The following is a 23,963-nucleotide window of genomic DNA, read 5'->3' as shown; positions in this document are numbered from 1 at the left end:
AGGACACTATGAAGAATAATAACCTACCAATCGGGGTGTTTGATTCAGGGATGGGCGGTCTCACGGTTTTGCGTGCCTTAAAAAGCACGCTGCCACAAGAATCGTTCATATATCTCGGGGATACGGCAAGACTTCCGTATGGGACGAAAAGTCCTGATACGGTGCAGCAGTATGCGTCACAGATGGCCAAGGTGCTGGTTGAACGCCGCATTAAGGCCCTGGTGATTGCCTGCAACACCGCAACCACCGCGGCCTTGCCTCATCTGCAAGTCATGTTGCCGGACATTCCGGTGCTTGGTGTGGTGCAGCCCGGCGCCAGTGCGGTCATTGCTGCCACGAAAAACCAGCAGGTGGCGGTTTTAGCCACCGAAACAACCATCGCCTCCAAAGCCTACCAACGCTTAATCAACGAGCAGTTGCCTGAAGCCGTGATTACAGCAAGAGCCTGCAGCGTATTAGTGGCTTTGGCTGAAGAAGGCATGGTGGATAACGCGGTCGCGAAAGAAGCCCTGCGCCATTACCTTGCTGATTTTAATGCCGAGGATACCCTGTTGTTAGGCTGTACCCATTTTCCCGTGTTTAAACCGTTGCTGTGCAGGTTGCTACCGGAAACGGTCACCATTGTTGATTCCGCAGAGGCCACGGCCAAGCGTCTAAAGCAGCTGCTCAGCGAGGCTGGCTTGCAGACTCAGGGCAATGGCCGTCACATCCGTTATTTAGTTACTGATTCAGTCGCCCGATTCCAACAGGTTGGGGAGATTTTTTTAGGCGAAGCGCTTAAAACAGAATCCATTGAACTCGTCGACGCCTGCCCCTAGCTGTTTTCAGTGGGTTCAATCTGTTTGCCCCGGGCTGAACGGTGCCGCGCCAGCTTTTCAACATCAATGTAGCGATCGGTTGTGGCGCTGGAACTGTGTCCGGCATCGTCCCGCACGTGTTCGCGCGGGCGGATTTTAACGTCTTCTGAAATTCCCGTATGCCTTAACCAGTGGACGGTCGCTGAGGCCAGATGTTCTGCCTCGTCCAGTTGATTGCGAGCCTGTAAATCCAAAGCCGCCAAATCAAAGCAGTGCTGCACCAGACGACGCAAGGGGGCGGTGTCGCTCATTGGGCCATTGCCGCGCAATTTGGGAATCAGCGGCGAATTGTCGGCCGGGGAGGGCAGGGCCGATAAACCTAAAAAACGACGCCATCGCGACAGGCTTTGCAGCATGGCATCGCTGACGGCAATCTGGCGCTCCTTATTGCCTTTACCGACGGTCGTAAACCACCAGTTGCCATGGTTATCCCTGGCAAAATCATTCATGGTGGGTATCCAGCGATCGCTGGCGGCTAACTCCGAAATACGCAGGTACAGGCCAAAAAGCAGGCTTAAGATGAAAAACGTCCGCTCATGCTTTTCTGGATGCTCATTGGCCAATGTTTCGGCAGCTCGAAGCACGGCTTCCCACTGGATTAAGCTTAAACGGCGGATAGGGGCGTTTTGCTGGCGTTTGCGGATGTACTTGCTCTTCTGGCGGATGAGCGCCACGGGATTTGCAATTAAATACTCTTCGGCAATCAAAAAATTAAACAGGGTACTTAAAATGGCAAACATTTCCTGAATGGCGCCCTGGGAGAGCGTAAACTGGTCAACGGTGGGGCGATGACCCTGTTTAAACGCCGCCTTGCTGACGGTAACCACAAACGGACGCCATTCCGGATTAGGCTGCCTTAAGCCTTCTTTTTCGAGGTAACGGGGGACTTTTTTGACGCTAATCCAGCTCTCGGGCGGATTCTGGCAGAAACGGATGAACTGGTCGATGTCCTCGCGTTTCAATTGTTTAAGCGTGGCCTTGCGGACATGCCAGGTCCATTGCAGCAAACGCTCGGCTTCGCGTCGATAACTGTTAAAGGTGCCCTGACTGCCGGTGTAGCTTTTTAAAAACTGCAGCGTGTAATAAAAATCAGGTTGCACCTCGGCATTAGGAAGCACGACATGCTCGTGGTTTTTATGCAGGTGATCCAGGTTGTCAAACAGGGGTAGCAGCGGGGTTTTCATAATCATCACCAGTCTTTTTAAAGCTTATGCTACTGAGAAACCAGGGGCTTCGCAAACGGTAGAATCACGCATCCAAATAGAAAGGGCTTTATTCGACCAGGCATGATAAAATAAATGCCCAGGTTATTGATTTTAGGTTTTGCTGCTAGTATTATCTGCGCTCTGTCCTAGGACGGGTTACGGGGTGTAGCGCAGTCTGGTAGCGCGCCTGCTTTGGGAGCAGGATGTCGGGGGTTCGAATCCCTCCACCCCGACCATTTAATGCGCCCGTAGCTCATCTGGATAGAGCATCGGCCTTCTAAGCCGAGGGTAGCAGGTTCGAATCCTGCCGGGCGTGCCAGCCTAGTGCAGATTCAAGATTATGTCGTTATGGTGAGCGTAGCTCAGTTGGTAGAGCCCCGGGTTGTGATCCCGGTTGTCGTGGGTTCGAGTCCCATCGTTCACCCCATTTAAATCAAGCCAAATACAATTCATGTCGAGATTCACAGAGAGTCTTTACAAGACTCACGTACTGTCCGATAATTCCACCCTGTTTTGCGAAAGTGGCGGAACTGGTAGACGCGCTGGATTTAGGTTCCAGTGGGGTAACCCGTGAGAGTTCGAGTCTCTCCTTTCGCACCATATTCATGTAAATTCATCAAGAGGTGACTAGATGCAAGTTTCTGTTGAAACCTTAAACGGTTTGGAACGCAAAGTAACGGTTTCGGTACCTACCGAACGAGTTGAAGAAGAGGTAGGCCAACGTCTGCGCGAGCTTGCCCGTAAAGCCAAAGTGGCTGGCTTTCGCCCCGGTAAAGTGCCCATGAATGTGGTAAAAAACCGCTTTTCTGACAGTGTTCGCGAAGAAGTCGCCCGTGAAATGGTTCAATCCACCCTGTATGAGGCCCTGCAAAAGAACGAACTGGTGCCGGCAGGCCAGCCCATGGTCGAACCCGAGCAGCTCGAAGCGGGCAAGGATTTTCGCTACACCGCGACGTTTGAAGTATTCCCGGTCATTGACATCACTGAATTGAACCAGGATGAAATCGAAGCCATCGAAGCGCAAGTCACAGACGCCGATGTTGACAACATGCTGGAAAAACTGCGCGAACAGAATAAAGAATGGCAGGACGTGTCGCGTGCTGTGGCAAAAGGCGACAAAGTGGTCATTGATTTCGAAGGTTTTCTGGGTGATGAGCCTTTTGAAGGCGGCAGTGCCAAAGACTATGAATTGGTTCTTGGCTCCGGATCCATGATTCCCGGATTTGAAGACGGGATTGTAGGCATGAAGCCAGGTAAGCCCACCGACATCAAGGTGTCTTTCCCTGCCGATTACGGTCACAACGAGTTGGCCGGAAAAGAAGCCACATTCAAAATCACGGTGAACAAGGTCTTTGAAGGTCAATTACCTGAGTTGAATGATGCCTTCGCAGAGAAATTCAATATTAAGGAAGGTGGCATTGACGCACTCAAAAAAGACATTAAAGACAACATGACCCGTGAACTCGAACGCCGTGTCAGCGCCATGAACCGCGAAAAAATCTTCGATAAATTATTGTCTGCCAATCCGTTTGATTTGCCTGTGGCGTTAATTGACAATGAAATTGCCCACTTAAAGCATGAAATGTATCACCGCTTATTCGGTCACGAACACCATGACAATGAAAAAATTCCTGACTTTCCGCGCGCACTGTTCGAAGAACAGGCCAAGCGTCGTGTTCATCTCGGACTTTTATTCTCTGAATACGTCAAAAAGCATGAACTCACTACTGAAAAAGAGCGTGTGGATGCTATGATTGATAAATTCGCCAGTGCTTATGAAAATCCGGACGAGCTGCGCAGCTGGTACAAAGCCAGCAAAGAGCGTCTGGGCGAAGTCGAAGCCCTGGTCATGGAAGAAGTCGTTGCCGAAAAGATCAGTGAAAATGCAAAAATGGTTAAAAAGCAACTGTCTTACGATGACGTCATGAACCCCAAAAAGGATACTGAGAAGAAAGGAGAGTAAGGATGCCGGGTCATTCAGACGATGTAATCAGAAATGCCAGCGGCTTGGTGCCGATGGTAATTGAGCAAACCTCGCGAGGGGAGCGCTCATATGACATTTACTCGAGATTATTAAAAGAGCGCATTATCTTTTTGCTGGGTGAAGTCGAAGACCACATGGCCAATCTGGTTGTAGCTCAGCTTCTGTTCCTTGAATCAGAAAATCCGGATAAGGACATTTCCCTGTACATTAACTCCCCTGGTGGGGTGGTGACTGCGGGTTTGGCCATTTACGACACCATGCAGTTCATCAAACCCGATGTCAGCACCCTGTGTATCGGCCAGGCTGCTTCCGCCGCCGCGCTATTGCTTTGCGCCGGTGCCGACGGCAAGCGGTTTTGCCTGCCCAATGCCCGCGTGATGATTCATCAGCCTTTAGGCGGTTACCGCGGCCAGGCGACAGACATTGAAATTCACGCACGTGAAACACTGGCTGTCAGGGAACGATTGAACAATATTATGGGTAAACACACCAAAAAGACGCCTGACCAAATCATGCGGGACACCGAAAGGGATAACTTTATGAGTGCGACCCAGGCGATGGAATACGGGTTAATTGACAAGGTCCTCTACGATCGTAATGCGCTTGCGAGCGAAATGTAATTCAGACGGCTGCGAAAAAGACAGGCAACTGTTAAGTTTTCGTAGCCGCATTGCCTTTATTTTTTCAATTGTCTAAAATTTTACTAGATTGCCACAGATAATGGCATAAAGTAAGAAAGGGGTTTATCAATGAGTAAAACTGGTAACAGCGATGGGGACAAAATTCTTTATTGTTCATTCTGCGGAAAAAGTCAGCATGAAGTCAAGAAGTTAATCGCTGGCCCTTCCGTATTCGTCTGTGACGAATGCGTGGAACTGTGTAACGACATTATTCGTGAAGAAACACAGGATGTGGCGGAAGAATCAGAATCCCATTTACCGACACCCCGTGAGATTTCACAGTTCCTGGATGAATACGTTATTGGTCAACCGCATGCCAAGAAAGTCTTGTCAGTCGCCGTATACAACCATTACAAGCGCCTGCAGCATAAAACCGAAGATGGCATCGAGCTGGGCAAGAGCAATATTCTGCTGATTGGACCGACAGGAAGCGGTAAAACCCTCCTGGCTCAGACCTTGGCCCGTTTGTTGAATGTGCCGTTTACCATGGCCGATGCCACGACATTGACCGAAGCCGGTTATGTGGGGGAAGACGTCGAAAACATCATCCAGAAACTGCTGCAAAAATGCGACTATGATGTGGAAAAGGCCCAGCAGGGCATTGTTTACATCGATGAAATCGATAAAATTTCACGAAAATCCGACAACCCGTCGATAACGCGCGATGTCTCTGGTGAAGGGGTACAGCAGGCGTTGTTGAAACTAATCGAAGGCACGGTGGCTTCTGTCCCCCCCCAAGGCGGTCGTAAACACCCACAGCAAGAGTTTTTGCAGGTCGATACCTCCAATATTCTGTTCATTTGCGGCGGTGCTTTCGCCGGCCTTGAAAAAGTTATCCGTGAACGCAGCGACAAATCCGGTATTGGTTTTGCGGCCCAGCTTAAAAACCAGAAAGACAGCAAGATCAATGAAAAGATTCTGGAATCCTTAGAATCCGAAGATTTGGTGAAATACGGACTGATTCCTGAGTTTGTAGGCCGTCTGCCAGTAGTCACTACTCTGCATGAGCTGGATGAAGAGGCTTTGATTGACATTCTGACCAGACCGAAAAACGCGCTGACAAAGCAATTCCATGCCTTATTCAAAATGGAAGATGTGGAGCTGGAGTTTCGCGATGAAGCCTTGCATCAAATTGCCAAAAAGGCATTGGAGCGAAAAATAGGCGCTCGTGGTCTGCGTGCCATCCTTGAAAATATTCTTTTAGATACCATGTATGATCTACCTTCCCTAGATGGAATTAAGAAAGTGGTGATTGATGAGAATGTTGTCAACAATACCGGTAAACCTATCCTCATCTTTGAAGGTGACGAGAGCAAGCAATCTGCCGCTGGCGGTTAGAGCTGATTTTTTTACACCTTGTCGTTAGATTGCCATTGATTTCCTAAAAATCAATGGCAAGTGTCCCAATCTTATATGCGTCTAAGCTGTTTTGATATAAATTGGTAATGATACTTGGGATAATCGTCTGAAGAAGGGCTTATTATGTCTAGTGAAAATAAATTCATATCGAATGAAAGCGAATTGGTGTCGCCATTACCTGTACTGCCGCTTCGTGATGTCGTGGTATACCCTCATATGGTTATTCCGCTTTTTGTGGGAAGGGAAAAATCCATCAAGGCCCTTGAAGCGGCAATGGTGGACAATAAACAAATTTTTTTAGTCGCGCAACGCAAATCATCCAATGACGATCCAACGCCGGACGATGTGTTTAGCGTGGGCACCGTCTCGAGTGTTCTGCAATTATTAAAATTGCCTGACGGTACCGTCAAAGTCCTGGTTGAAGGCGAAGTACGGGCCAAAGTGGTGTCTTACAATCAGGAACATGGTTACCTTGAAGCCAGTCTTGAGCCCATGCACGAAGTCAATGAAAGCCATAAAGAGCAGGAAATTGAAATCATCATGCGCTCGCTGATGTCTCAGTTTGAGCAATACATCAAACTTAACAAAAAAATTCCACCCGAAGTGTTAAGCTCCTTAGTGGGCATTGAAGAGCCAGGCCGACTCGCGGATACCATTGCCGCGCATTTGAGCATCAAGGTGGATGACAAACAGGAATTGCTGGAAATTGTCGATGTTGGCACTCGCCTTGAGCGATTAATGGCTGCCATTGAAGGTGAAATTGATTTGCTGCATGTTGAAAAACGTGTGCGCGGACGCGTGAAACGGCAAATGGAAAAAAGCCAGCGCGAATATTACCTAAACGAGCAAATCAAAGCCATTCAAAAAGAACTCGGAGAACTGGGTGAAGAAGGCAATGAGATTGAGCAGCTTGAAAACTCAATCAATAAAGCCGGTATGCCCAAGGAAGCCAAAGCCAAAGCAACCGCTGAGTTGCAGAAATTAAAAATGATGTCGCCCATGTCAGCTGAAGCCACAGTCATTCGTAATTACCTGGACTGGATGCTCAGTGTGCCCTGGAAGCGCAAGAATAAAATTCAATTCGATTTGAAAAAAGCAGAGAAACTGCTGGATAAAGAACACTATGGGCTTGAGAAAGTCAAAGAACGGATTATCGAATACCTGGCGGTCCAAAAGCGTGTAAAACGCCTCAAAGGCCCCATTTTGTGTCTGGTTGGACCACCGGGGGTCGGTAAAACCTCTCTCGGGCAATCCATTGCCAATGCCACGGGCCGTACGTTTATCCGTATTGCCTTGGGCGGTGTGCGTGATGAGGCGGAAATACGTGGCCATCGTCGCACCTACATTGGCTCCATGCCCGGTAAAATCATTCAGAAATTATGTAAGGCCGGGGTGAAAAACCCGCTGATTATGCTGGATGAGGTCGACAAAATGGCCATGGATTTCCGTGGTGATCCAGCTTCCGCCCTGCTGGAGGTGCTTGATCCTGAGCAAAACCATACCTTCAGCGATCACTACCTTGAAGTGGATTATGACTTAAGCGATGTCATGTTTATCGCCACAGCCAATTCTCTGGAAATTCCCGCACCGTTACTTGACCGGATGGAAGTCATCCGCCTGGCCGGTTATACCGAGGATGAAAAGGTTAATATTGCGCTGACTTACTTAATTCCCAAGCAGGTTACGCTCAATGGTCTTAAATCCGATGAAATCAATATTGGTGAGAGTGCTGTCAGGGAAATCATCCGGCACTATACCCGTGAGGCCGGGGTGAGGAATCTGGAACGTGATATTGCCAGTATCTGCCGTAAGGTAGTGAAGGAAATTTTATCAAGCAAAAAAACCAGAAAAATCACTATTTCCCGGGCCAACATTGAAAAATACCTGGGGGTTAAAAAATTCCGTTACGGACTGGCTGAACAGTTTGATCAGATTGGCCAGGTGACCGGACTCGCCTGGACAAGCGTCGGCGGTGAGTTATTAACCATCGAAGCCTCCATGATACCAGGTAAGGGCAAAACCATTCATACTGGCCAATTGGGCGAAGTGATGCAGGAATCCATCCATGCCGCCATGACAGTGGTTAGAAGCCGTGCCAAAACCTTTGGCCTCGCGGATGATTTCTATGACAAGAATGATTTCCATGTGCACGTGCCGGAGGGGGCAACACCTAAAGACGGCCCCAGTGCAGGTATCGGCATGTGTACGGCACTGGTATCGACGCTGACGCAGATTCCGGTAAGGGCGGATGTGGCGATGACGGGTGAAATTACTCTGCGCGGGCAGGTTCTGCCCATTGGTGGTCTAAAAGAAAAGCTCCTGGCTGCTCATCGCGGTGGTATCAAGCATGTCATCATTCCTGAGGAAAATGCCAAGGATCTGGAAGAGATCCCTGACAATGTCCTGCGAAAGCTGACTATCCACCCGGTGAAGACCATCGAGCAGGTTTTAGACATCGCTTTACAGCGCAGCCCCAGGGTTGATTCGCCCATTTCGGAGGTAAATCCGGTAGTGACAACAAAAAGTTCAAAAAAAAATAAAAATAAGGATTTACACGCACACTAATAAGGGGTATATTTCATTCCGTTGCCCGCCAGTGGCGGGCAGTTCAAGGATGTGGACGCTTAAACCGAGAAGATGCAGTTAATCGACTCAACTTATGGATGAATAACTGGATAGGGGAAAAGATGAAGAAGAGTGAATTGGTAGAAGCAATTGCTAGTAGTGCTGGTGTTACTAAAGCAGATACCAGTCGTGTATTAGATACTTTTATTGCGACTGTGACTGATGCTTTAAGAAACGGCCATGATGTTGTGTTACCAGGATTCGGTTCATTTTCAGTTGGCAATCGTTCTGCTCGTACAGGAAGAAATCCACAAACTGGCAAAACCATTCAGATCCCTGCTTCAAGAGTTCCAAGATTCAAGTCTGGAAAGAATTTGAAGGAAGCAGTACAGGAAGCGTAAGTTTTTTGGGTGCTTAGCTCAGCTGGGAGAGCATCGCCCTTACAAGGCGAGGGTCGCAGGTTCGATCCCTGCAGCACCCACCAAGAATTGGAGTGGTAGTTCAGTTGGTCAGAATACCGGCCTGTCACGCCGGGGGTCGCGGGTTCGAGCCCCGTCCACTCCGCCAGATTAACGCGCCGTATGGCGCGTTTTTTTTATCAACCGAGTTAATCTGAATTTCTTGCGTATTTACATTAAAATATGGAACTTCGAATATGTTGCAAAAGTTAAATGAACGCATACAGGGCGTGGTAGCCTGGGTAGTGATTATTCTGATTGCGGTAACCTTCACTTTATTCGGAGTCGACTATTATATGCAGTCTCATCAGGCATCAGATTCTGAAGTGACCGTTAATGGTGAGCCCATCAGCAAGCAATCCTTTGAAATCAGTTATCGCCGTGCCCGTCAGCAGCGCGACCCTTCGCAAATGACAACCGCCAGTGAAGTGGCCTTGCGTAAAGAAGTACTGGAAAACATGATTGTCAATCAGATTACCGTGCAAGCGGCGAAGGGGGCAGGCTTTGAGGTGAGTCCTGAACAGGCCAATGCCGCCATCGTCAGTATTCCCCAGTTTCAACAGGATGGTCATTTCTCTACGGAACGTTACCAGCAGGCTTTAAGCGGTGCCATGTTCACTCCGGAGTCTTTTCAGAAAGAAGTGCGTCAGGGCATGCTGCTGAATCAACAACGGTTTGCTTTCATGGGCAGTGCCTTCGCTTTACCCGAAGAAATCAAACGCTTTGTCAAACTGTACATGCAAACCCGTGATTACAATTACCTTGAAATTCCTACCTCGTTATTCACTGATCACATTAAAATTGATGATTCACAGGTGGCTGCTTACTATAAAAAACATCAACAGCAATTCATCGAACCGGAAAAAGTCAGCATTGATTACATTCGCCTGTCCATGCAGGACATCCGTAAAAACATTCAGATCACTGACAGCGACATTCAGCGTTACTATGAAGACAATCAAAGCAATTTTCTGACACCTGCTCAATGGCAAGTGGCCCACATCCTGTTCGCGATACCGGACGACGCCAGTGTGGAAACGGAAAAGCAGATTAAACAAAAGGCGGAGGAAGCCTATCAGGCGCTTGAAAATAACCCCATGCAATTTTCTCAATGGGCAAAAACCATGTCAGCGGATAAATTGTCTGCGGCCAACAATGGCGTCTTGCCCTGGATTGTGGCTGGTAGCACGGAATTTGATAAGGCCCTGTCAGGCCTGACTCAGCCTGGCCAGATTTCTGCCCCATTTAAAACAGCGCATGGTTATGAGATCTTTAAACTCATCGCCTACAAGCCGGCCAAGCTTAAGCCGCTGACAGACGTAAAGAAAGAAATTTCCGAACAGCTTTCTGCTGAACTGGCCCAGGCCAATTATGCTCAGGTGTTGGAACAGTTGACAGATCTAAGCTACCAGACTCCCGATTCGCTGTCGCCGGCAGCCGATGAATTGAAACTGAACATTGAGCAAACCGAAGCGTTTACCCGCCAGGGTGGCCAAAGCGACATTACCCGCAACAAGCAGATTGTCAATACGGCATTCAGTCACGATGTGCTGGAGTTGGGCAATAATAGTGAACCGGTGCAATTGGACAATGACAGCATCATTGTTCTTCGAGTAAACAAACACATTCCTGCCTCCAAAAAGCCCCTGGACCAGGTGAAGGATACCATTGTTAAAAAACTAACCCTGCTGCAGGCTCGCAAGGAAGCAAAACAGTTAGGTCTGGATTTGCTCTCCACCAAGTCCGACAAGGACAAGCAGGAAAAAATCATCGACGAGAAAAAATTGACCTGGCATGAAGTAGAACAAGCCACACGCGATACCGACAAAGCCGATGCCATGATCAATGATCTTGCTTTCAGTCTGCCGCGTGTCAATAGCCGCGAAGGTCGCAGTCTGGTCAACGGTGACTACGTAATTGTCCAGCTTAAAAAAATTAATGATGGCCGTTATTCTTCGCTGGATAAAGAGCAACAGGCAAGTTTGGCTCAGCAAATTGAATCGAGTTACGGGGTTATGGATTACGATCTGTACGTCAATAGCATCATTGCCAAAGCGAAAATCGAACGGCATCAGTAAATGGTATAGCGTTGTTTAGGGAGTAAGCGTATGGCAAAAAATTTTTCTGATAACATGCTGTCGCAGCTGTATTTAGGTTTGGCAGCGGATTATAAGACGCTCTGTGAGAAAAGTCCCAAATTAGCACCTGATCAAATTTACTGGACCCTCTATTTTAAAGTCTATGGCGAATTGGCAAATGAGGGCTCTGCTTTTTTTGGTCTAAATTATGAAGAGCAAGGCAAGGCATGGGCTGTGTTTAACGCCTTTATCGCTTCCACGCCATTGTATAGAAATAATTTCGCCCAATTGCAAGAATTTCAACGTCAAGAAAACATTAAAAACAAGCTTAAGAAGAAACACGATTTTATTTTAGTCGTCAATCCCGATCCTTATTGCCGACATGACGCCTTTTTTGATTGGGCCATGCTGAACCTTTATTTCAGCAGCCTTCACGCCCACCATCACCATGGGGGATGGTGGGGATCTCATCATCATGGTCATGGCAGCAGTGACAGCATCAACGGCGAAGGCTTAGCCTTTTTGATTCTGCTGGTAGTTGTGCTTATTGCTGCGGTGCTGGCCTGTATCGCGCTTTATTACATGTTAAGTCAGACCTTGAATAGCCTGGAGCGCTTTGTCTGGAATGAAGGCTGGCTGCAGGCGTTTATCACCCTGTCAAGCATGGCTGCTTTCACTACGGCAGGGGCCTTGTTGGGTACGATGGTGGTTGCATCACCTTTGTCCGCGCTGATTCTGGCGGCTGGAATCAGTAATCCCGTGGGGCTGGTTGTTTTTACTACCGTCTGCCTGTCACTGGCTTTAGGTGCCCTGGGTTGTTTTGCGACCAACAAATTACAAACCTACCTTTTGAAAAACAACGATGCAATTGATCCCATGGATGCCTGCCGTTTTCAATTAACGGATTCAGAAATGAACGATTTGTTGGTCGCAGGACTTGATCCGATTGCTATCAAATGCGCCATCACAGCCCTTCGCGAGAAGATGGGCGAGGACTCAGTACCGTCCTTATTAAATCGTTGGTTTACGACCCGGGGCGGGGAAAAACAGGCGATTTTAGCTCAGGTTCGTCAGCTAAGACGCGGTGAATTAGAGGAAATCAAAATCGATGACATGACGTTCAATTTACGACGTCCACAGGTGTTAATGCCTGCCTATTATTATGATGCACAGACTCAGGGTTATGTTTATCAGACCGGAAATCTTTACCCGCAACTGAACATGCCGTCACAGCCTGATACTTACACGCAACACCATCATGGTTATCCATCCAACATGGAGTCTTACGCTGAATCACCTCCACCTTACGTGGCAATTCAGCCGGTCTATACGCCCACTGCACCTCATTTCGTCTAGACTGATTAATTTCCTGGGGCGCCCCCTGCGTGTGCCCCAGCTTCAGATGCTAATAACAGTAACAGCTGAAGTGTTTATCCAATTCAGGGCAGAAGGTGTTTTATCTGCCTGAACCAATCTATTGAATCCATGCCTTACGGGCAACGTCCCGGAAGTTTTTTAGACATAATGCAATCTTGCCTCGATCTGCCCCCTTTCCGCGAAAGGCGTCATCATACTAGGCAACGTCCCTGAAGTTTTCTGAGCACCATTTAATCTTGAATTGAGCCCAGATTTCTAATTTAGCCTCGATCTGATCCCTCTCCCGCGAAAAGCATCATCATACAATCAAAGCTCCTGGCGCGGGAGAGGGGGCCGATCGAGGCGAAATAAAAAAGTTGCGCTCAACTCAAGATTGAATCGTGTCTAAAAAACTTCCGGGATGTTGCCTAATAAGCAATTAAAAAATGAATGGATTAATGCAGAGTAAGAGGAGTGAGAACAAGCAGCGCGTGCTGGGTTAAGGCCCAGCATCGCGTCAATTAAAGAGGGTTACTCGGTTAAGTCCGACATGGAAACGGCATGGTAACCCGCATCCACATGGATGACTTCAGCAGTAATGCCTGAAGCTAAATCAGAGCAGAGGAAGGCGGCGGTATTGCCCACTTCTTCCGCGGTGACATTGCGTCGCATCGGCGTGGCATTGGCATAGGAGGCCTGCATTTTTCGAAAATCCTTAATGCCCGCCGCAGCCAGCGTCTTAATGGGGCCTGCGGAAATCGCATTGACACGGATGCCTTTGGGACCCAGGCTTGCCGCGAGGTAGCGCACGGAGGCTTCGAGGCTGGCTTTGGCAATGCCCATGACATTGTAGTTGGGTACGGCCTTTTCAGCACCGTAATAGCTTAAAGTCAAAATGGAGCCGGTGTCAGTCATCATGGGAAGCGCGGCTTTGGCCAAAGCCACCAGGCTGTATGCGCTGATGTCATGGGCAATGCGAAACCCTTCACGGTTCACGGATTCAACAAAGTCGCCGCTGATTTGATCGGCTGGCGCAAAGGCGACGGAATGAATCACGATGTCGAGTTTATCCCATTGGTTGCTCAATTGCTCAAAAACGGCGTGGATAGCCTGATCACTGGCTACATCGCAGGGAAGCGTCAGGCTGGAACCGAATTCGGCCGCCATGGTTTCGACCCGCTCCCGTAACTTTTCATTTTGATAGGTAAAAGCCAATTGTGCGCCTTGCTCATGGAAGGCTTTGGCAATGCCGTAAGCTATCGAACGGTTACTGGCAAGGCCAACAATCAGAGCCTTTTTTCCATTTAAAAATCCCATCATATACTCCTCTAATCTTTTTTATGAGTCGCAAGCAGTTCGCGCATTTTGGCTTGAATCATGTCAATAGCAATCCGGTTTTCACCACCACGGGGAACAATAATATCCGCATAACGGCTTGAAGGCTCGATAAATTGCAGGTACATGGGCCTGACGGTCGTTTCGTACTGATGAACCACGGATTCAAAGGAACGATGCCGTTCAACCACATCCCGTTTTAAACGGCGGGTCAGGCAGACATCCAGGGGCGTTGACATGAAAATGCGGATGTCCATGATTTCACGCAGGGCTTTGTCGCTGAACAATAAAATCCCTTCCAGTACAATAATGGCATGCTGTCCCACCTTGCGGGTTTCAGGCAGGCGGATGTGTTTGGAATGGGAGTAAATTGGAATTTCTACCGATTCGCCATCCTGCAGACTTTTTAAATGCTGGCACAGCAGGGCGTGATCAAAGGCATTGGGGTGGTCGTAGTTGATTTTTTCCCTTTCGGCAAAAGGAAGATGACTGTTGTCTTTATAGTAAGCATCTTCTGAAATTACAACCACTTGCTCAGAACCAAGTTCATTGACAATGGTATTGGCTAAAAGACTTTTGCCTGAGGCAGAAGGGCCTGAAATCCCGATGATAATCGCTTTTTTACTCATGATCGTTTCATACTTAAATTTGTGCAAATGGTAAGCGTTTATGACGATAAATTCAATCGAAAACGCATGCAAAAGCTGGAAAGGGCATTCATTTCATGCATTAATCATGACGTTGCCTCTTTAATAATACATACAGGGCCCCTGTACCGCCGTCTTTGGGCTTGGCGCTATGGAAAGCCAGCACGGTGGGAATCTGTTTGAGCCAATGATTAACCAGGTTTTTTAACACAGGCGCTTCCCCATGCACGCCGCCTTTACCATGAATAATCAGAATCGAGCGATGCCCTGCTTCATATTGACAAAGGATAAAGGAAAGGAGTGTTTCTCGAGCATCTTCTGTGGTTAAGCCATGTAAATCCAGTTTGGCTTGCCAATGGATGGCGCCTGTTTTCAACTCCCGGAATCGTTTGGCTGGAATGCCATGGCTCGTGTACGATAAGGTCGTGTGTGCCAATACCTCGTCAGTATAATAGCTGGACAGATTCATCGCGGAGGGAGGTGGCGTTTCACGTCGCGGCTGTTTGGGTGGGGCGGTATGATTTTGCGGTGCTCTGATGTCACTCACAGGCGTGGCCTTACCCTTTTTGAGCGGTTTAACCGACTGCATGGCCTGACGAAACAACGCCTTGTCTTGATCAGATACCCCATCATCCGCCATTACTAAAACCCTTATACAAACCTAATTTAATTATACTCAATCAGACTGACAACATCACGCATGCGGCAGGAAAGGTAGTTATTGTTCTAAATTAAATCAGAACGTGATATAATCGATCCATTCGATCTCTTTGGAGTCTTTATGCCTAATACTAATCCCCTGACCATTGTGGAGTTAAGCCCCTTCTCTTCTTCCGAAAAAAGCGATGGCAATGCCTCGCAGGATCTTCCCTATTTTGAACTCGTTAAAGCAAGTAAAGACCATGGGAGCGTAGGGAGTGAAGCAGAGAGCCTGCCGCCTTATTTTGAATCGCCTGAAAACAAGAATGCCCATAAATCATCCAATAACAAATCTGAAAAAACAGAAACCGACATTGAGCTTGTTGCTACCAATGATGAGTATGACCGAAAAACCAGGGTAAAAATTGGTTCCGGTAATTTTTCTGTGGTGTATAAAATACAGAACGCCAGGACTGGTCAATGGGCAGCGATCAAAGAATTTGATGAGGAGAAGACAGTCGAAAAGGACGCAAAAATTTTAGACAAGCTCACTCAGAAGAAAAAAGCAACAGCATTGGAAGGAAAGTATACCGTTGATTTTTTAGACCGTATTGGGCTCGAAGGCAAATTTTACCTGGTGATGGAGTACATGCCGCAAGGTGATCTGGATGGGTTTCTTAATAATTTTAAAGCAATTCCCAGGCAAAACTGGGATGCTTACTGGAAAATCGCTTATCCAATCATGCTTCATTGCCTCAAAGGGCTGAATTTTATTCACAGCATGGGCATTGCTCATCGTGATATTAAACCGCATAACATCCTGTTAACTGCAACGTACCAACCGAAATTCTGTGATTTTGGGCTGGCGGGGGAATTAGGAAGTCAAGCAGAGGCTGTTGGCACGCCGCTTTACTGTGCCCCCGAAATTATCGAACTGTACAGACTCAATCAGAAATCCAAAGGGACAAAAGAGAAAGTTGTCAGCGACTTGAAGCTTGAAGCCAGTGCCGATTACTTTTCCCTGGGCATCACTTTCTGGGAATTGGCCGCTCGCGATGAAGTCTATGAAGACAACATGGACCAGTTATACCAAAATCGGGTGGTTAAGGGAGAGCGTTATGACTTGCCCGAACAATGCCCAGTGAAGGTTTCCACCATCATCCAGTCGTTATGGCACCAGGATCGCGCCAAGCGGCATATACCCGCTGACCTTGTTGAAGAAGACAGTTCAATGCTGGCTCCCAAATAACTTAACTTATCGTTTCACTCGCGATACGCCGCGGCTTAGCCCGCGGCAGCCCATCAACCAGCAGGCTGGACTAAACAGAGATGCCATCTCGCCGGCGAGGGAGTCTCGGCTCTGCTTAATAATTCGTTAATGTGTTTTTAATAAAATTCATAAGTATTAACTTTGATCAAAACAATCCTTGGCTAGACCGGGTCTGTCTTATTTTTGGAGTCTTTATGCCCAATACTCAACAGAGCGTAAATGAAGCGATTCACGCTTCTTCAAACGAGAACGAAGCCAACGAAAGCAAAACAATGCCCTCTCCCAGCGACGTGTCAGGCGGCAACAAGGGGAAGGAGATCAGCCAAATACCGGGTGACAAGTCAGAAAAAACAGACTGTGAGGAGGAGCTGATTGATTGCAGTACAGAGTACAAACCTGAAACCAAGACCAAAATTGGGATGGGCGCCTTTTCTGTTGTCTACAAAATACAACATACCGAGGCTAATCGTTGGATAGCCATTAAAAAAATCGATGATGCAAGCGTTGTCAATGAGGTGGAGGTTTTAAAAGAGCTCACCCGACAGAAAAATCAAACCCCCTTAGCAGGAAATTACACTGTTGATTTAGTGGGAAAAATAAGCTTAAAAAAACAACTCTACCTGGCTATGGAATATGCTCCGAAAGGGAACCTCGAAGCGTTTTTTAAAAATCATAAACAGATTCCTGTGACGTCATGGGAAGCCTATTGGAAAATAAGCTATCCCATCGTTGTGCAATGCATTAAAGGCATGCAATTCATACATAACGCGGGCTATGCCCATTGGGATGTTAAACCTCAAAACATTCTGTTAACGTCAATGTTTGAACCGAAGTTCTGTGACTTTGGTTTAACGAAAGCGATTGGCAGCCCGGTTGAACAAGTGGGTTCGCCGAGTTACTGCGCCCCGGAATTGTTAGAATTTTTACAACAAGAATCATTGGAAAACCGGGTTGAGCGGAAAGGGGAGCCTTTCACCCATTCGTTGAAAGTGACACGCGCCGGCGATTATTTTGCATTGGGTATTACCTTTTGGGAATTGGCCGCCCGCAAGGAAGCCCCGGAAAACGACTTGACTGAATTGGTTGAAAACAGAGTGAATAAGGCCGCGCGTTATGCTATTCCAGAATCCTGCCCTGTCAAAGTAGCCTCGGTCATCCAATCCTTATGGCATCATAATCCAGCAAAACGACGCCTGCCGGATACCCTGGAATTGCAAGAATTCAGCATCACCCCCTCCTCGTAAATCACCTTTTTAACGGTTTCGGGGCACAACAAAGCTTATTCCTGCTTGTACGACTGTACGGCATGTCAGTTGACTTTTTCTCGACTGACACTGGCAGAATATGGTTTAATTGACGCACAATTGCGTATAATTCTGCGCAATTAATTAACCATAAGGTACCTATGACTGCTCTGACTTTACCAGACACTTCCGAGTTGGTGACGATTCTTGATTTCATCCGTTTTGGCGTTAGCCAGGCGAATGCCCATGATTTGTATTATGGTCATGGCACTGACAACGCCTGGGATGAAATGGTGGCCCTGGTGCTTGGCAGTTTGCGGCTGCCACCGGATTACGATGACCGATTCTGGCAGGCACGACTCACTCCATCAGAAAAACAGCAGGTGACCGAGCAATTGTCACGCCGAATTATCAAGCGCGTCCCGGTGCCTTATTTAATTCAGCACATGACCTTCTGTGATTTGCCTTTTTATGTGGATGAGCGAGTGCTTATTCCGCGTTCGCCCATTGCTGAATTAATCAATCATCAATTTTCTCCATGGATTGACAGTGCAAAGGTACATCGCATTCTGGATTTATGCACCGGCAGCGGTTGCATTGCGATTGCCTGTTGCTATGCTTTTCCCGAGGCGGAGGTCGATGCGGTTGACCTGTCGGAAGACGCACTGACAGTCGCTGCCATCAATCAGGATCGTCATGCGCTTCACGAGTCGCTCTGTCTCATTCAATCCGATTGTTGGGACAATGTGCCGGCCGTCCGCTATGACATCATTGTGTCCAATCCTCCCTATGTTGGCGAGGAGGAAATGCAGACCTTGCCGCAGGAGTACCGCCATGAACCCGTGATGGCGCTTGAAGCGGCTAACAATGGCCTTGCCCTGGTGGAAAAAATACTGGCCAATGCCCATGATTATCTGACGGACCATGGCATTTTGGTCGTTGAGGTAGGAAATAGCGAGCAAGCGCTCTCTGACGCCTTTCCCGATCTGGAATTCACCTGGCTTGAGTTTGAAAATGGCGGCCAGGGAGTATTCCTGCTGACTCAGACCCAGCTTAAGCGCTATTTTGGCAAATAAGGAAGCAACATGAGCGGAAATACCTTTGGCCATTTGTTTCGAGTGACGACGTTTGGCGAAAGTCATGGCAAGGCATTAGGCTGTATTGTCGATGGCTGTCCCCCAGGTCTTGCCTTAAGTGAAGAGGTCATACAGCCTTTTCTGGATAAACGAAAACCCGGCCAATCCAAGTACACCACGCAACGCCGTGAGGCCGATAGCGTGGAGATTTTGTCCGGTGTTTTTGAAGGAGTGACCACCGGCACACCCATTGCCTTGCTGATTCGCAATCAGGATCAGCGCAGCAGTGACTATGAAGAAATAAAGCATGTCTTTCGCCCAGGCCATGCCGATTACACGTACCATCACAAGTACGGCCATCGTGATTACCGCGGCGGCGGGCGCTCTTCTGCGCGTGAAACCGCGGCGCGGGTGGCGGCTGGCGCCATTGCCCGTTTGTATTTGAAGCAGGAGACGGGGATTGAAATCGTTGGTTACCTGCAGCAAATGGGAGAGTTGATCCTCGATTTTGTTGACGAAAACGAAATCGATCGCAATGCTTTTTTTTGCCCTAACACGCATCAGATTGACGCGCTGGCCAATACCATTGATCAATTACGCCGGGAAGGGGATTCCATTGGGGCCCGCGTGAATGTCATGGCTCGAAACATGCCGGCGGGTCTGGGGGATCCGGTTTTTGATAAACTCGATGCGACGCTCGCTGCTGCCATGATGTCGATTAATGCCGTAAAAGGGGTTGAAATTGGTTCGGGATTTGCCGTGGTCACCCAAAAGGGGAGTGAGCATCGCGATGAAATGGATAAAACCGGTTTTTTGAGCAACCATGCCGGCGGCATTTTAGGTGGTATCTCCACCGGACAAAACCTGGAAGTCAGCTTGGCTCTCAAACCGACTTCCAGCATTATTAAACCCGGTAAAACACTGAACATTGCAGGGGAGGAAGTCACAGTTGTGACCAAAGGCCGCCATGATCCCTGTGTGGGGATTCGCGCCGTTCCTATTGCGGAGGCGATGATGGCTTTAGTGATCATGGATCACTATTTGCGTCATAAAGCACAGAATCGCTGATGGGGACGCTCCATGAGCCTTGACGTGGCGATGAACTTTCCCCAAGATTTGAAGACAACAAGACAATAAACGAGGTTATTATGAGCAGACGGCTGAATGTGGCGATCGTAGGGGCAACAGGCGCTGTGGGAGAAACGTTCTTGACGGTGCTTCAGGAGCGTGATTTTCCCGTGGATAAGTTGTATCCCTTGGCCAGTGAGCGTTCAGCAGGAAAAACGGTGCGATTCAATAACCGTGAACTGGACGTGCTGAATCTCGCTGACTTTGATTTTTCAGGTGTGCACATTGGATTATTTTCAGCGGGCGGTTCGGTGTCTAAACAGTATGCGCCGATCGCTGCGGCTGCAGGCTGCGTTGTCGTCGACAACACGTCCTGTTTTCGTTACGAACAGGATATCCCGCTGGTGGTTCCTGAAGTCAATGCGCATCGTATCCGCGAGTACACAAAGCGCGGCATCATTGCCAATCCCAATTGCTCCACCATCCAGATGGTGGTGGCATTAAAACCCTTGCAGGATGCCGTGGGAATCAAGCGCATCAATGTGGCCACGTATCAGGCGGTTTCCGGTACGGGCAAAAAAGCAATCAGTGAACTTATCCACCAAACCGGTGAGTTGTTGAATGGTCGTCCGGTGGATGCCCAGGTCTATCCACACCAGATTGCCTTCAATGTTCTGCCGCACATTGATGAGTTTCTGGAAAACGGTTATACCCGGGAAGAAATGAAAATGGTTTGGGAAACCAAAAAAATCATGGAAGATGACAGCATTCTGGTTAACCCTACCACCGTCAGGGTTCCGGTTCTCTATGGGCACTCAGAAGCCATTCATCTTGAATTAAAAAAACCGCTGTGCGCATCCGACGCACGCAAACTGTTGGCCAAAGCGCCTGGGGTCAAGGTGGTGGATGATCCAGCCAAGTTGCTTTACCCGACACCCTTCACCCATGCTATTGGACATGACGAGGTGTTTGTGGGCCGTATACGGGAAGACATTACCGATCCCTGCGGCCTGAATTTATGGGTTGTCGCTGACAACATCCGCAAGGGAGCGGCCACCAACGCTGTACAGATTGCTGAAATACTGCAACGTGAGTATTTATAATTTATACTGTGTAGTATGAGTACTAAACCAAAAATCGCTAACGCCTTCACTGGCCGTATGGTGACTGGAATTACCGTGTCTCCTGACTTGGGCACAATGGCTGGCGGTACGGAAGTCACGATTACAGGTCCCAATTTAAGCGCTGCCATCGGAGTAACCTTTGGCGGCAAAGCCGCCATGCGTTTTAAACTGGTCAATCCAACCACGGTAACAGCCCTTACACCCTCTGGACGCGGTATTGTTGATGTGGTGGTGGTGACCCGCCATGGCAATATCGTTCATCATGATGCGTTTACTTACAGTGAGTTACCGCAGGTTAAGCGCACGGGGTCCTATCTAGCCGATGAAACGGGCAGCATGGAACGTAAACGCCGCTTGATGGAGCAGGAAGGGCATCGTCAACTGGCCCGAGTGCATGCGCGTGAACACCCGGAAGAACAGCTGTCCAATGCACCGGAAGGGGAGTTGCAGAATTCCATTCAACAACATCCCTGGCTGGATGCCCAGCGCTTTGATGGCATTGATCCGAATTTGAATCCGGAACCGCCGCTCAATACCGAAGCCCGTCGCGAATTTGACAATGAACGGCGGGAGCAGGAAATGGAGAAACAGTTGCGTCTGGGGAATATGCCCAAATTCACGACTGCGCCTAAACCACAGGGACCTTAATCCATGACCATCGCCAATGACATCATCAGTTGCCGTGTGCCTGATTTTGAGCATTACCTGCGATTGGGTGAATCGCTCGATGACATTGATGAGTATGGGTTCACGCCATTGATTGAATGCGCCATTACTCGTCAGCCCGCCATTGCCGAGCAGTTAATCAGCCGGGGCGTGAATGTCAATAAAGCGGATGTGACTGGCAGGACCCCGCTGCACTGGGCTGTTGATAACCAGGATCTCGAACTGACCCGGTTGCTGCTCGAACATCAGGCTGATCCCAATGCCTATACCCATTCCGGACTTTCGGTGCTGGTTTATCCTGTTCTTCGCGGTCAGGATACCCTGAAACATTTACTGTACCAATACGGTGCCAAACTGGATTTTGCCCTTGATTTCATTCATGGCAAGCTGCTTGGTCATCGTTATGAATTAAAGGGCGATGTCGATATTGTCAATGCCAAAGGTGAGTTCATTGAGCTTGATTACGAAGGCTTTATTCTTGAATTTACCGTGGCAGTCATCAAGGATTCGTTGCGTCGTTTTACCAGCAGCTATTCTACCCGGCATTTACGGGAGCACTTTCCTTTTTTACATGAAATCATGGATGCCTTGGGCACTGCGGCGGAATTGCTTAAATTTCAGCATCATCCTCACCTGCAGGAAGAGCAGCTTCGTCAGATTGACCACTTAAGGCAGGTTCCCCTGTTAATTCTACCCGCCGCCAGCCGGGGTCATGCCATGGCCTTTATTCGTTATGGCCAATGGTGGGCGAAAATTGATCGCGGTGAGAACAGCCTGAAAGAAGGCAGTGTCAATATTTACCGCATCACCCGGCCGGACGCCTTTAATCTGGCATTCATTAAGGAATTCCTCTACCGAAAACAGGGTCGTAAGTATTTTCATCAGACCATCAATCAACAACTGGGATTGGTGCCGACGGCACAAATGCCCATCAGCTCACAAATCAGCGGCAATTGTTCGTGGGCCAACGTTCAATCCGTGGTTGCTGTGGGTTACGCCCTGCAGAAAATGGCTCTAAATGGACGCCTGGATGACGAAGAAGCCATGGGTCTTTATGATAGCTGGGTTGAGTGGGATAAAGACCGGGCGCTTGATGAGTGCGTTCATCGCTTTTATCTTGCCGATCCTGTTCGCAAAGCCAGCTTTGCCGCCATGTTAGGCGCTGTGCTTTTTCAAGCCTGTGATCACAGCCAGTCCCATCACATTGCCCGTGCCGAAAAAATAGTAACCATACTCAATCTACCGGAGTATTATTATATACTGCAAAGCTACCTCGAAACGTATTGCATCAAACGCTTAACCCGCCGCGGCAATAATCTGCTGAAACTCCTGGATGACTGCGGCATTAATCCCAATATCGGCGTCACGCCGATTGCAACGGGATTAGAGGATTCCAATTAAGCTTGCCGGGGCTTGTTGACGCCCAGGCAGGTCATCAGGTCAATTAATCGTATAGGAAGACGCTGGAATCAAGACCTCTTCTTTGCTGTTTTGAGGTTTGAATCGCGATTTAAGCTGTTCAATAAGCAACTGAGTTGAGGTCGGCTTGTCGCGATCCTCAACGAAGAAGAGATTGCGGTGCTGGCTAAGGACTTTGGAGACCGGCACGATGACGTCGCTCGACGCGCTTTTGAATTTCTCCGCGTTTTGCCAGTTGTTGATGATCAATGGAATATTCACATCCTCAGCCGTATTGAACGCCTTCAGAATTTCTTCTTTTAATAGTTGTAAGGCTTCAATTTTTGCTTGCGGACTGCTTAAGAACGGGTTGTATCGAGTCGCGCTTAAGTGCTTGATGTGACTGTCGAGTAATTGTTGTATCTCGAGGTGTTTCCCATGCGTTTCCATAGCCGCTGTATACACCTCTTCGGATTCCATTTTTTGAATATACAATGTACCAATAGGGAGCCCAGGATTGTGGGTCGCCTTGTACATGTCGACCCCTTGAATGACATTAATGTTGTCATCGACAATTAAAATGCTGCTGACCCAATCCGGTTTGTGATGCAGAAAGAAATCGAGCATCAGCGACTTGGTATGGCCTTGCTGTTCGCCGGATTTTTTGCCCAGATCAACATAACCATTGTTCTCCGCCAGATAATCAGTAAAAACCTTTACCATGGTGCTTCTGGTCTCTAAATTGTCAGCGAGTGAGGAGGCATTGGGATCAAACGCCTTGTTGGCTTCGTCATAGCTGCATCCAGGGCGGTTCTTTTCAGGAGAATACTGTTGCAATCCAGTGACGAAAGGGTTTTTACTTATGAATTGTTGATCACTAATTGCTTTAGTAAATGCCGCACCAGAATAGGTTGACAGTTTAGTTTCCAACAGGGCCCTGTCGAGCTTTTTCGC

Annotated in this window: 20 protein-coding genes and 6 tRNA genes; 21 read left to right on the top strand and 5 right to left on the bottom strand. The window is 48.3% G+C overall.

From position 1 onward, the window contains the following. Positions 1-8 precede the first annotated feature (8 nt). Positions 9-818, top strand: coding sequence for a glutamate racemase (gene murI / locus GH742_RS11785; RefSeq protein ID WP_203455127.1), 810 nt, complete (start codon positions 9-11; stop codon positions 816-818). On the opposite strand, the gene GH742_RS11780 is transcribed toward murI, so the two are convergent. After that, entirely contained in the window at positions 815-2,047 is a 1,233-nt protein-coding gene (locus GH742_RS11780) for a site-specific integrase (protein WP_203455126.1), read from the bottom strand. The genes murI and GH742_RS11780 overlap by 4 nt on opposite strands. Before the next feature lie 174 nt (positions 2,048-2,221). Here GH742_RS11780 and GH742_RS11775 point away from each other — a divergent pair. The 13 genes from GH742_RS11775 (at position 2,222) to GH742_RS11715 (ending at position 12,542) form a co-directional block, all read left to right on the top strand. Then, a tRNA-Pro gene (locus tag GH742_RS11775) sits at positions 2,222-2,298 on the top strand. 6 nt (positions 2,299-2,304) lie between these two features. Further along, positions 2,305-2,381: transfer RNA gene (locus tag GH742_RS11770), tRNA-Arg, on the top strand. Positions 2,382-2,413: 32 nt separating this feature from the next. Beyond that, positions 2,414-2,489 (top strand) — tRNA-His (locus tag GH742_RS11765). An 88-nt stretch (positions 2,490-2,577) separates the two neighbouring features. Then, positions 2,578-2,662 (top strand) — tRNA-Leu (locus GH742_RS11760). 31 nt (positions 2,663-2,693) lie between these two features. Next, entirely contained in the window at positions 2,694-4,025 is a 1,332-nt protein-coding gene (tig, locus tag GH742_RS11755) for a trigger factor (protein WP_203455125.1), read from the top strand. A 2-nt stretch (positions 4,026-4,027) separates the two neighbouring features. Next, the gene (gene clpP, locus GH742_RS11750; RefSeq protein ID WP_203455124.1) at positions 4,028-4,666 is read left to right on the top strand and encodes an ATP-dependent Clp endopeptidase proteolytic subunit ClpP; all 639 of its coding nucleotides are present in this window, start codon (positions 4,028-4,030) and stop codon (positions 4,664-4,666) included. A 129-nt stretch (positions 4,667-4,795) separates the two neighbouring features. Next, positions 4,796-6,064, top strand: coding sequence for an ATP-dependent Clp protease ATP-binding subunit ClpX (gene clpX, locus GH742_RS11745; protein ID WP_058531056.1), 1,269 nt, complete (start codon positions 4,796-4,798; stop codon positions 6,062-6,064). A 144-nt stretch (positions 6,065-6,208) separates the two neighbouring features. Continuing rightward, positions 6,209-8,650 carry an endopeptidase La gene (gene lon, locus GH742_RS11740; RefSeq protein ID WP_203455123.1) on the top strand — a complete coding sequence of 814 codons (2,442 nt, stop codon included), beginning with the start codon at positions 6,209-6,211 and terminating at the stop codon, positions 8,648-8,650. Positions 8,651-8,772: 122 nt separating this feature from the next. Next, complete coding sequence (locus GH742_RS11735) at positions 8,773-9,051, top strand: HU family DNA-binding protein (protein ID WP_165481661.1); 279 nt, start codon at positions 8,773-8,775, stop codon at positions 9,049-9,051. A gap of 7 nt (positions 9,052-9,058) precedes the next feature. Next, positions 9,059-9,134 (top strand) — tRNA-Val (locus GH742_RS11730). Positions 9,135-9,140: 6 nt separating this feature from the next. Next, positions 9,141-9,217: transfer RNA gene (locus GH742_RS11725), tRNA-Asp, on the top strand. 88 nt (positions 9,218-9,305) lie between these two features. After that, complete coding sequence (locus GH742_RS11720; protein WP_203455122.1) at positions 9,306-11,186, top strand: SurA N-terminal domain-containing protein; 1,881 nt, start codon at positions 9,306-9,308, stop codon at positions 11,184-11,186. Positions 11,187-11,216: 30 nt separating this feature from the next. Next, the gene (locus GH742_RS11715) at positions 11,217-12,542 is read left to right on the top strand and encodes a hypothetical protein (RefSeq protein WP_203455121.1); all 1,326 of its coding nucleotides are present in this window, start codon (positions 11,217-11,219) and stop codon (positions 12,540-12,542) included. Positions 12,543-13,073: 531 nt separating this feature from the next. Here GH742_RS11715 and GH742_RS11710 read toward each other — a convergent pair. From GH742_RS11710 to GH742_RS11700, 3 genes are all read right to left on the bottom strand, one after another. Next, positions 13,074-13,859 (bottom strand): enoyl-ACP reductase, encoded by a 786-nt coding sequence (locus tag GH742_RS11710; protein WP_203456933.1) that lies wholly within the window; start codon positions 13,857-13,859, stop codon positions 13,074-13,076. Positions 13,860-13,870: 11 nt separating this feature from the next. After that, a complete protein-coding gene (gene udk / locus GH742_RS11705; protein ID WP_058527274.1) occupies positions 13,871-14,506 on the bottom strand; it encodes a uridine kinase in 636 nt (211 codons plus the stop codon). Positions 14,507-14,606: 100 nt separating this feature from the next. After that, positions 14,607-15,164: a Smr/MutS family protein gene (locus GH742_RS11700; protein ID WP_203455120.1), complete on the bottom strand. Its 558-nt coding sequence runs from the start codon at positions 15,162-15,164 to the stop codon at positions 14,607-14,609. Positions 15,165-15,305: 141 nt separating this feature from the next. Between GH742_RS11700 and GH742_RS11695 the strand changes: the two genes are divergently transcribed. The 7 genes from GH742_RS11695 to ankH all read left to right on the top strand — a co-directional run bounded on the left by GH742_RS11695 (position 15,306) and on the right by ankH (position 23,012). Beyond that, entirely contained in the window at positions 15,306-16,412 is a 1,107-nt protein-coding gene (locus GH742_RS11695) for a serine/threonine-protein kinase (RefSeq protein ID WP_203455119.1), read from the top strand. A gap of 215 nt (positions 16,413-16,627) precedes the next feature. After that, entirely contained in the window at positions 16,628-17,677 is a 1,050-nt protein-coding gene (locus GH742_RS11690) for a protein kinase (RefSeq protein WP_203455118.1), read from the top strand. A 161-nt stretch (positions 17,678-17,838) separates the two neighbouring features. Then, positions 17,839-18,753 carry a 50S ribosomal protein L3 N(5)-glutamine methyltransferase gene (gene prmB / locus GH742_RS11685; protein ID WP_203455117.1) on the top strand — a complete coding sequence of 305 codons (915 nt, stop codon included), beginning with the start codon at positions 17,839-17,841 and terminating at the stop codon, positions 18,751-18,753. A gap of 9 nt (positions 18,754-18,762) precedes the next feature. Next, positions 18,763-19,821 (top strand): chorismate synthase, encoded by a 1,059-nt coding sequence (aroC, locus tag GH742_RS11680; protein ID WP_203455116.1) that lies wholly within the window; start codon positions 18,763-18,765, stop codon positions 19,819-19,821. An 80-nt stretch (positions 19,822-19,901) separates the two neighbouring features. Further along, on the top strand, positions 19,902-20,924 hold the full coding sequence (locus tag GH742_RS11675) for an aspartate-semialdehyde dehydrogenase (protein ID WP_203455115.1): 1,023 nt from the start codon (positions 19,902-19,904) through the stop codon (positions 20,922-20,924). Between the two features lie 15 nt (positions 20,925-20,939). Beyond that, entirely contained in the window at positions 20,940-21,593 is a 654-nt protein-coding gene (locus GH742_RS11670) for an IPT/TIG domain-containing protein (RefSeq protein ID WP_203455114.1), read from the top strand. A gap of 3 nt (positions 21,594-21,596) precedes the next feature. Further along, positions 21,597-23,012 (top strand): Dot/Icm T4SS effector AnkH/LegA3, encoded by a 1,416-nt coding sequence (gene ankH, locus GH742_RS11665; RefSeq protein ID WP_203455113.1) that lies wholly within the window; start codon positions 21,597-21,599, stop codon positions 23,010-23,012. 39 nt (positions 23,013-23,051) lie between these two features. On the opposite strand, the gene GH742_RS11660 is transcribed toward ankH, so the two are convergent. Next, a complete protein-coding gene (locus tag GH742_RS11660) occupies positions 23,052-23,939 on the bottom strand; it encodes a hypothetical protein (RefSeq protein ID WP_203455112.1) in 888 nt (295 codons plus the stop codon). Positions 23,940-23,963 lie beyond the last annotated feature (24 nt).

The organism is Legionella sp. MW5194 (assembly GCF_016864235.1).
In the GTDB taxonomy this organism is placed as follows: Bacteria; Pseudomonadota; Gammaproteobacteria; order Legionellales; family Legionellaceae; genus Legionella_C.
Note: the sequence above shows the minus strand (reverse complement) of the source record. Positions and strands in the feature narration are given on the sequence as shown.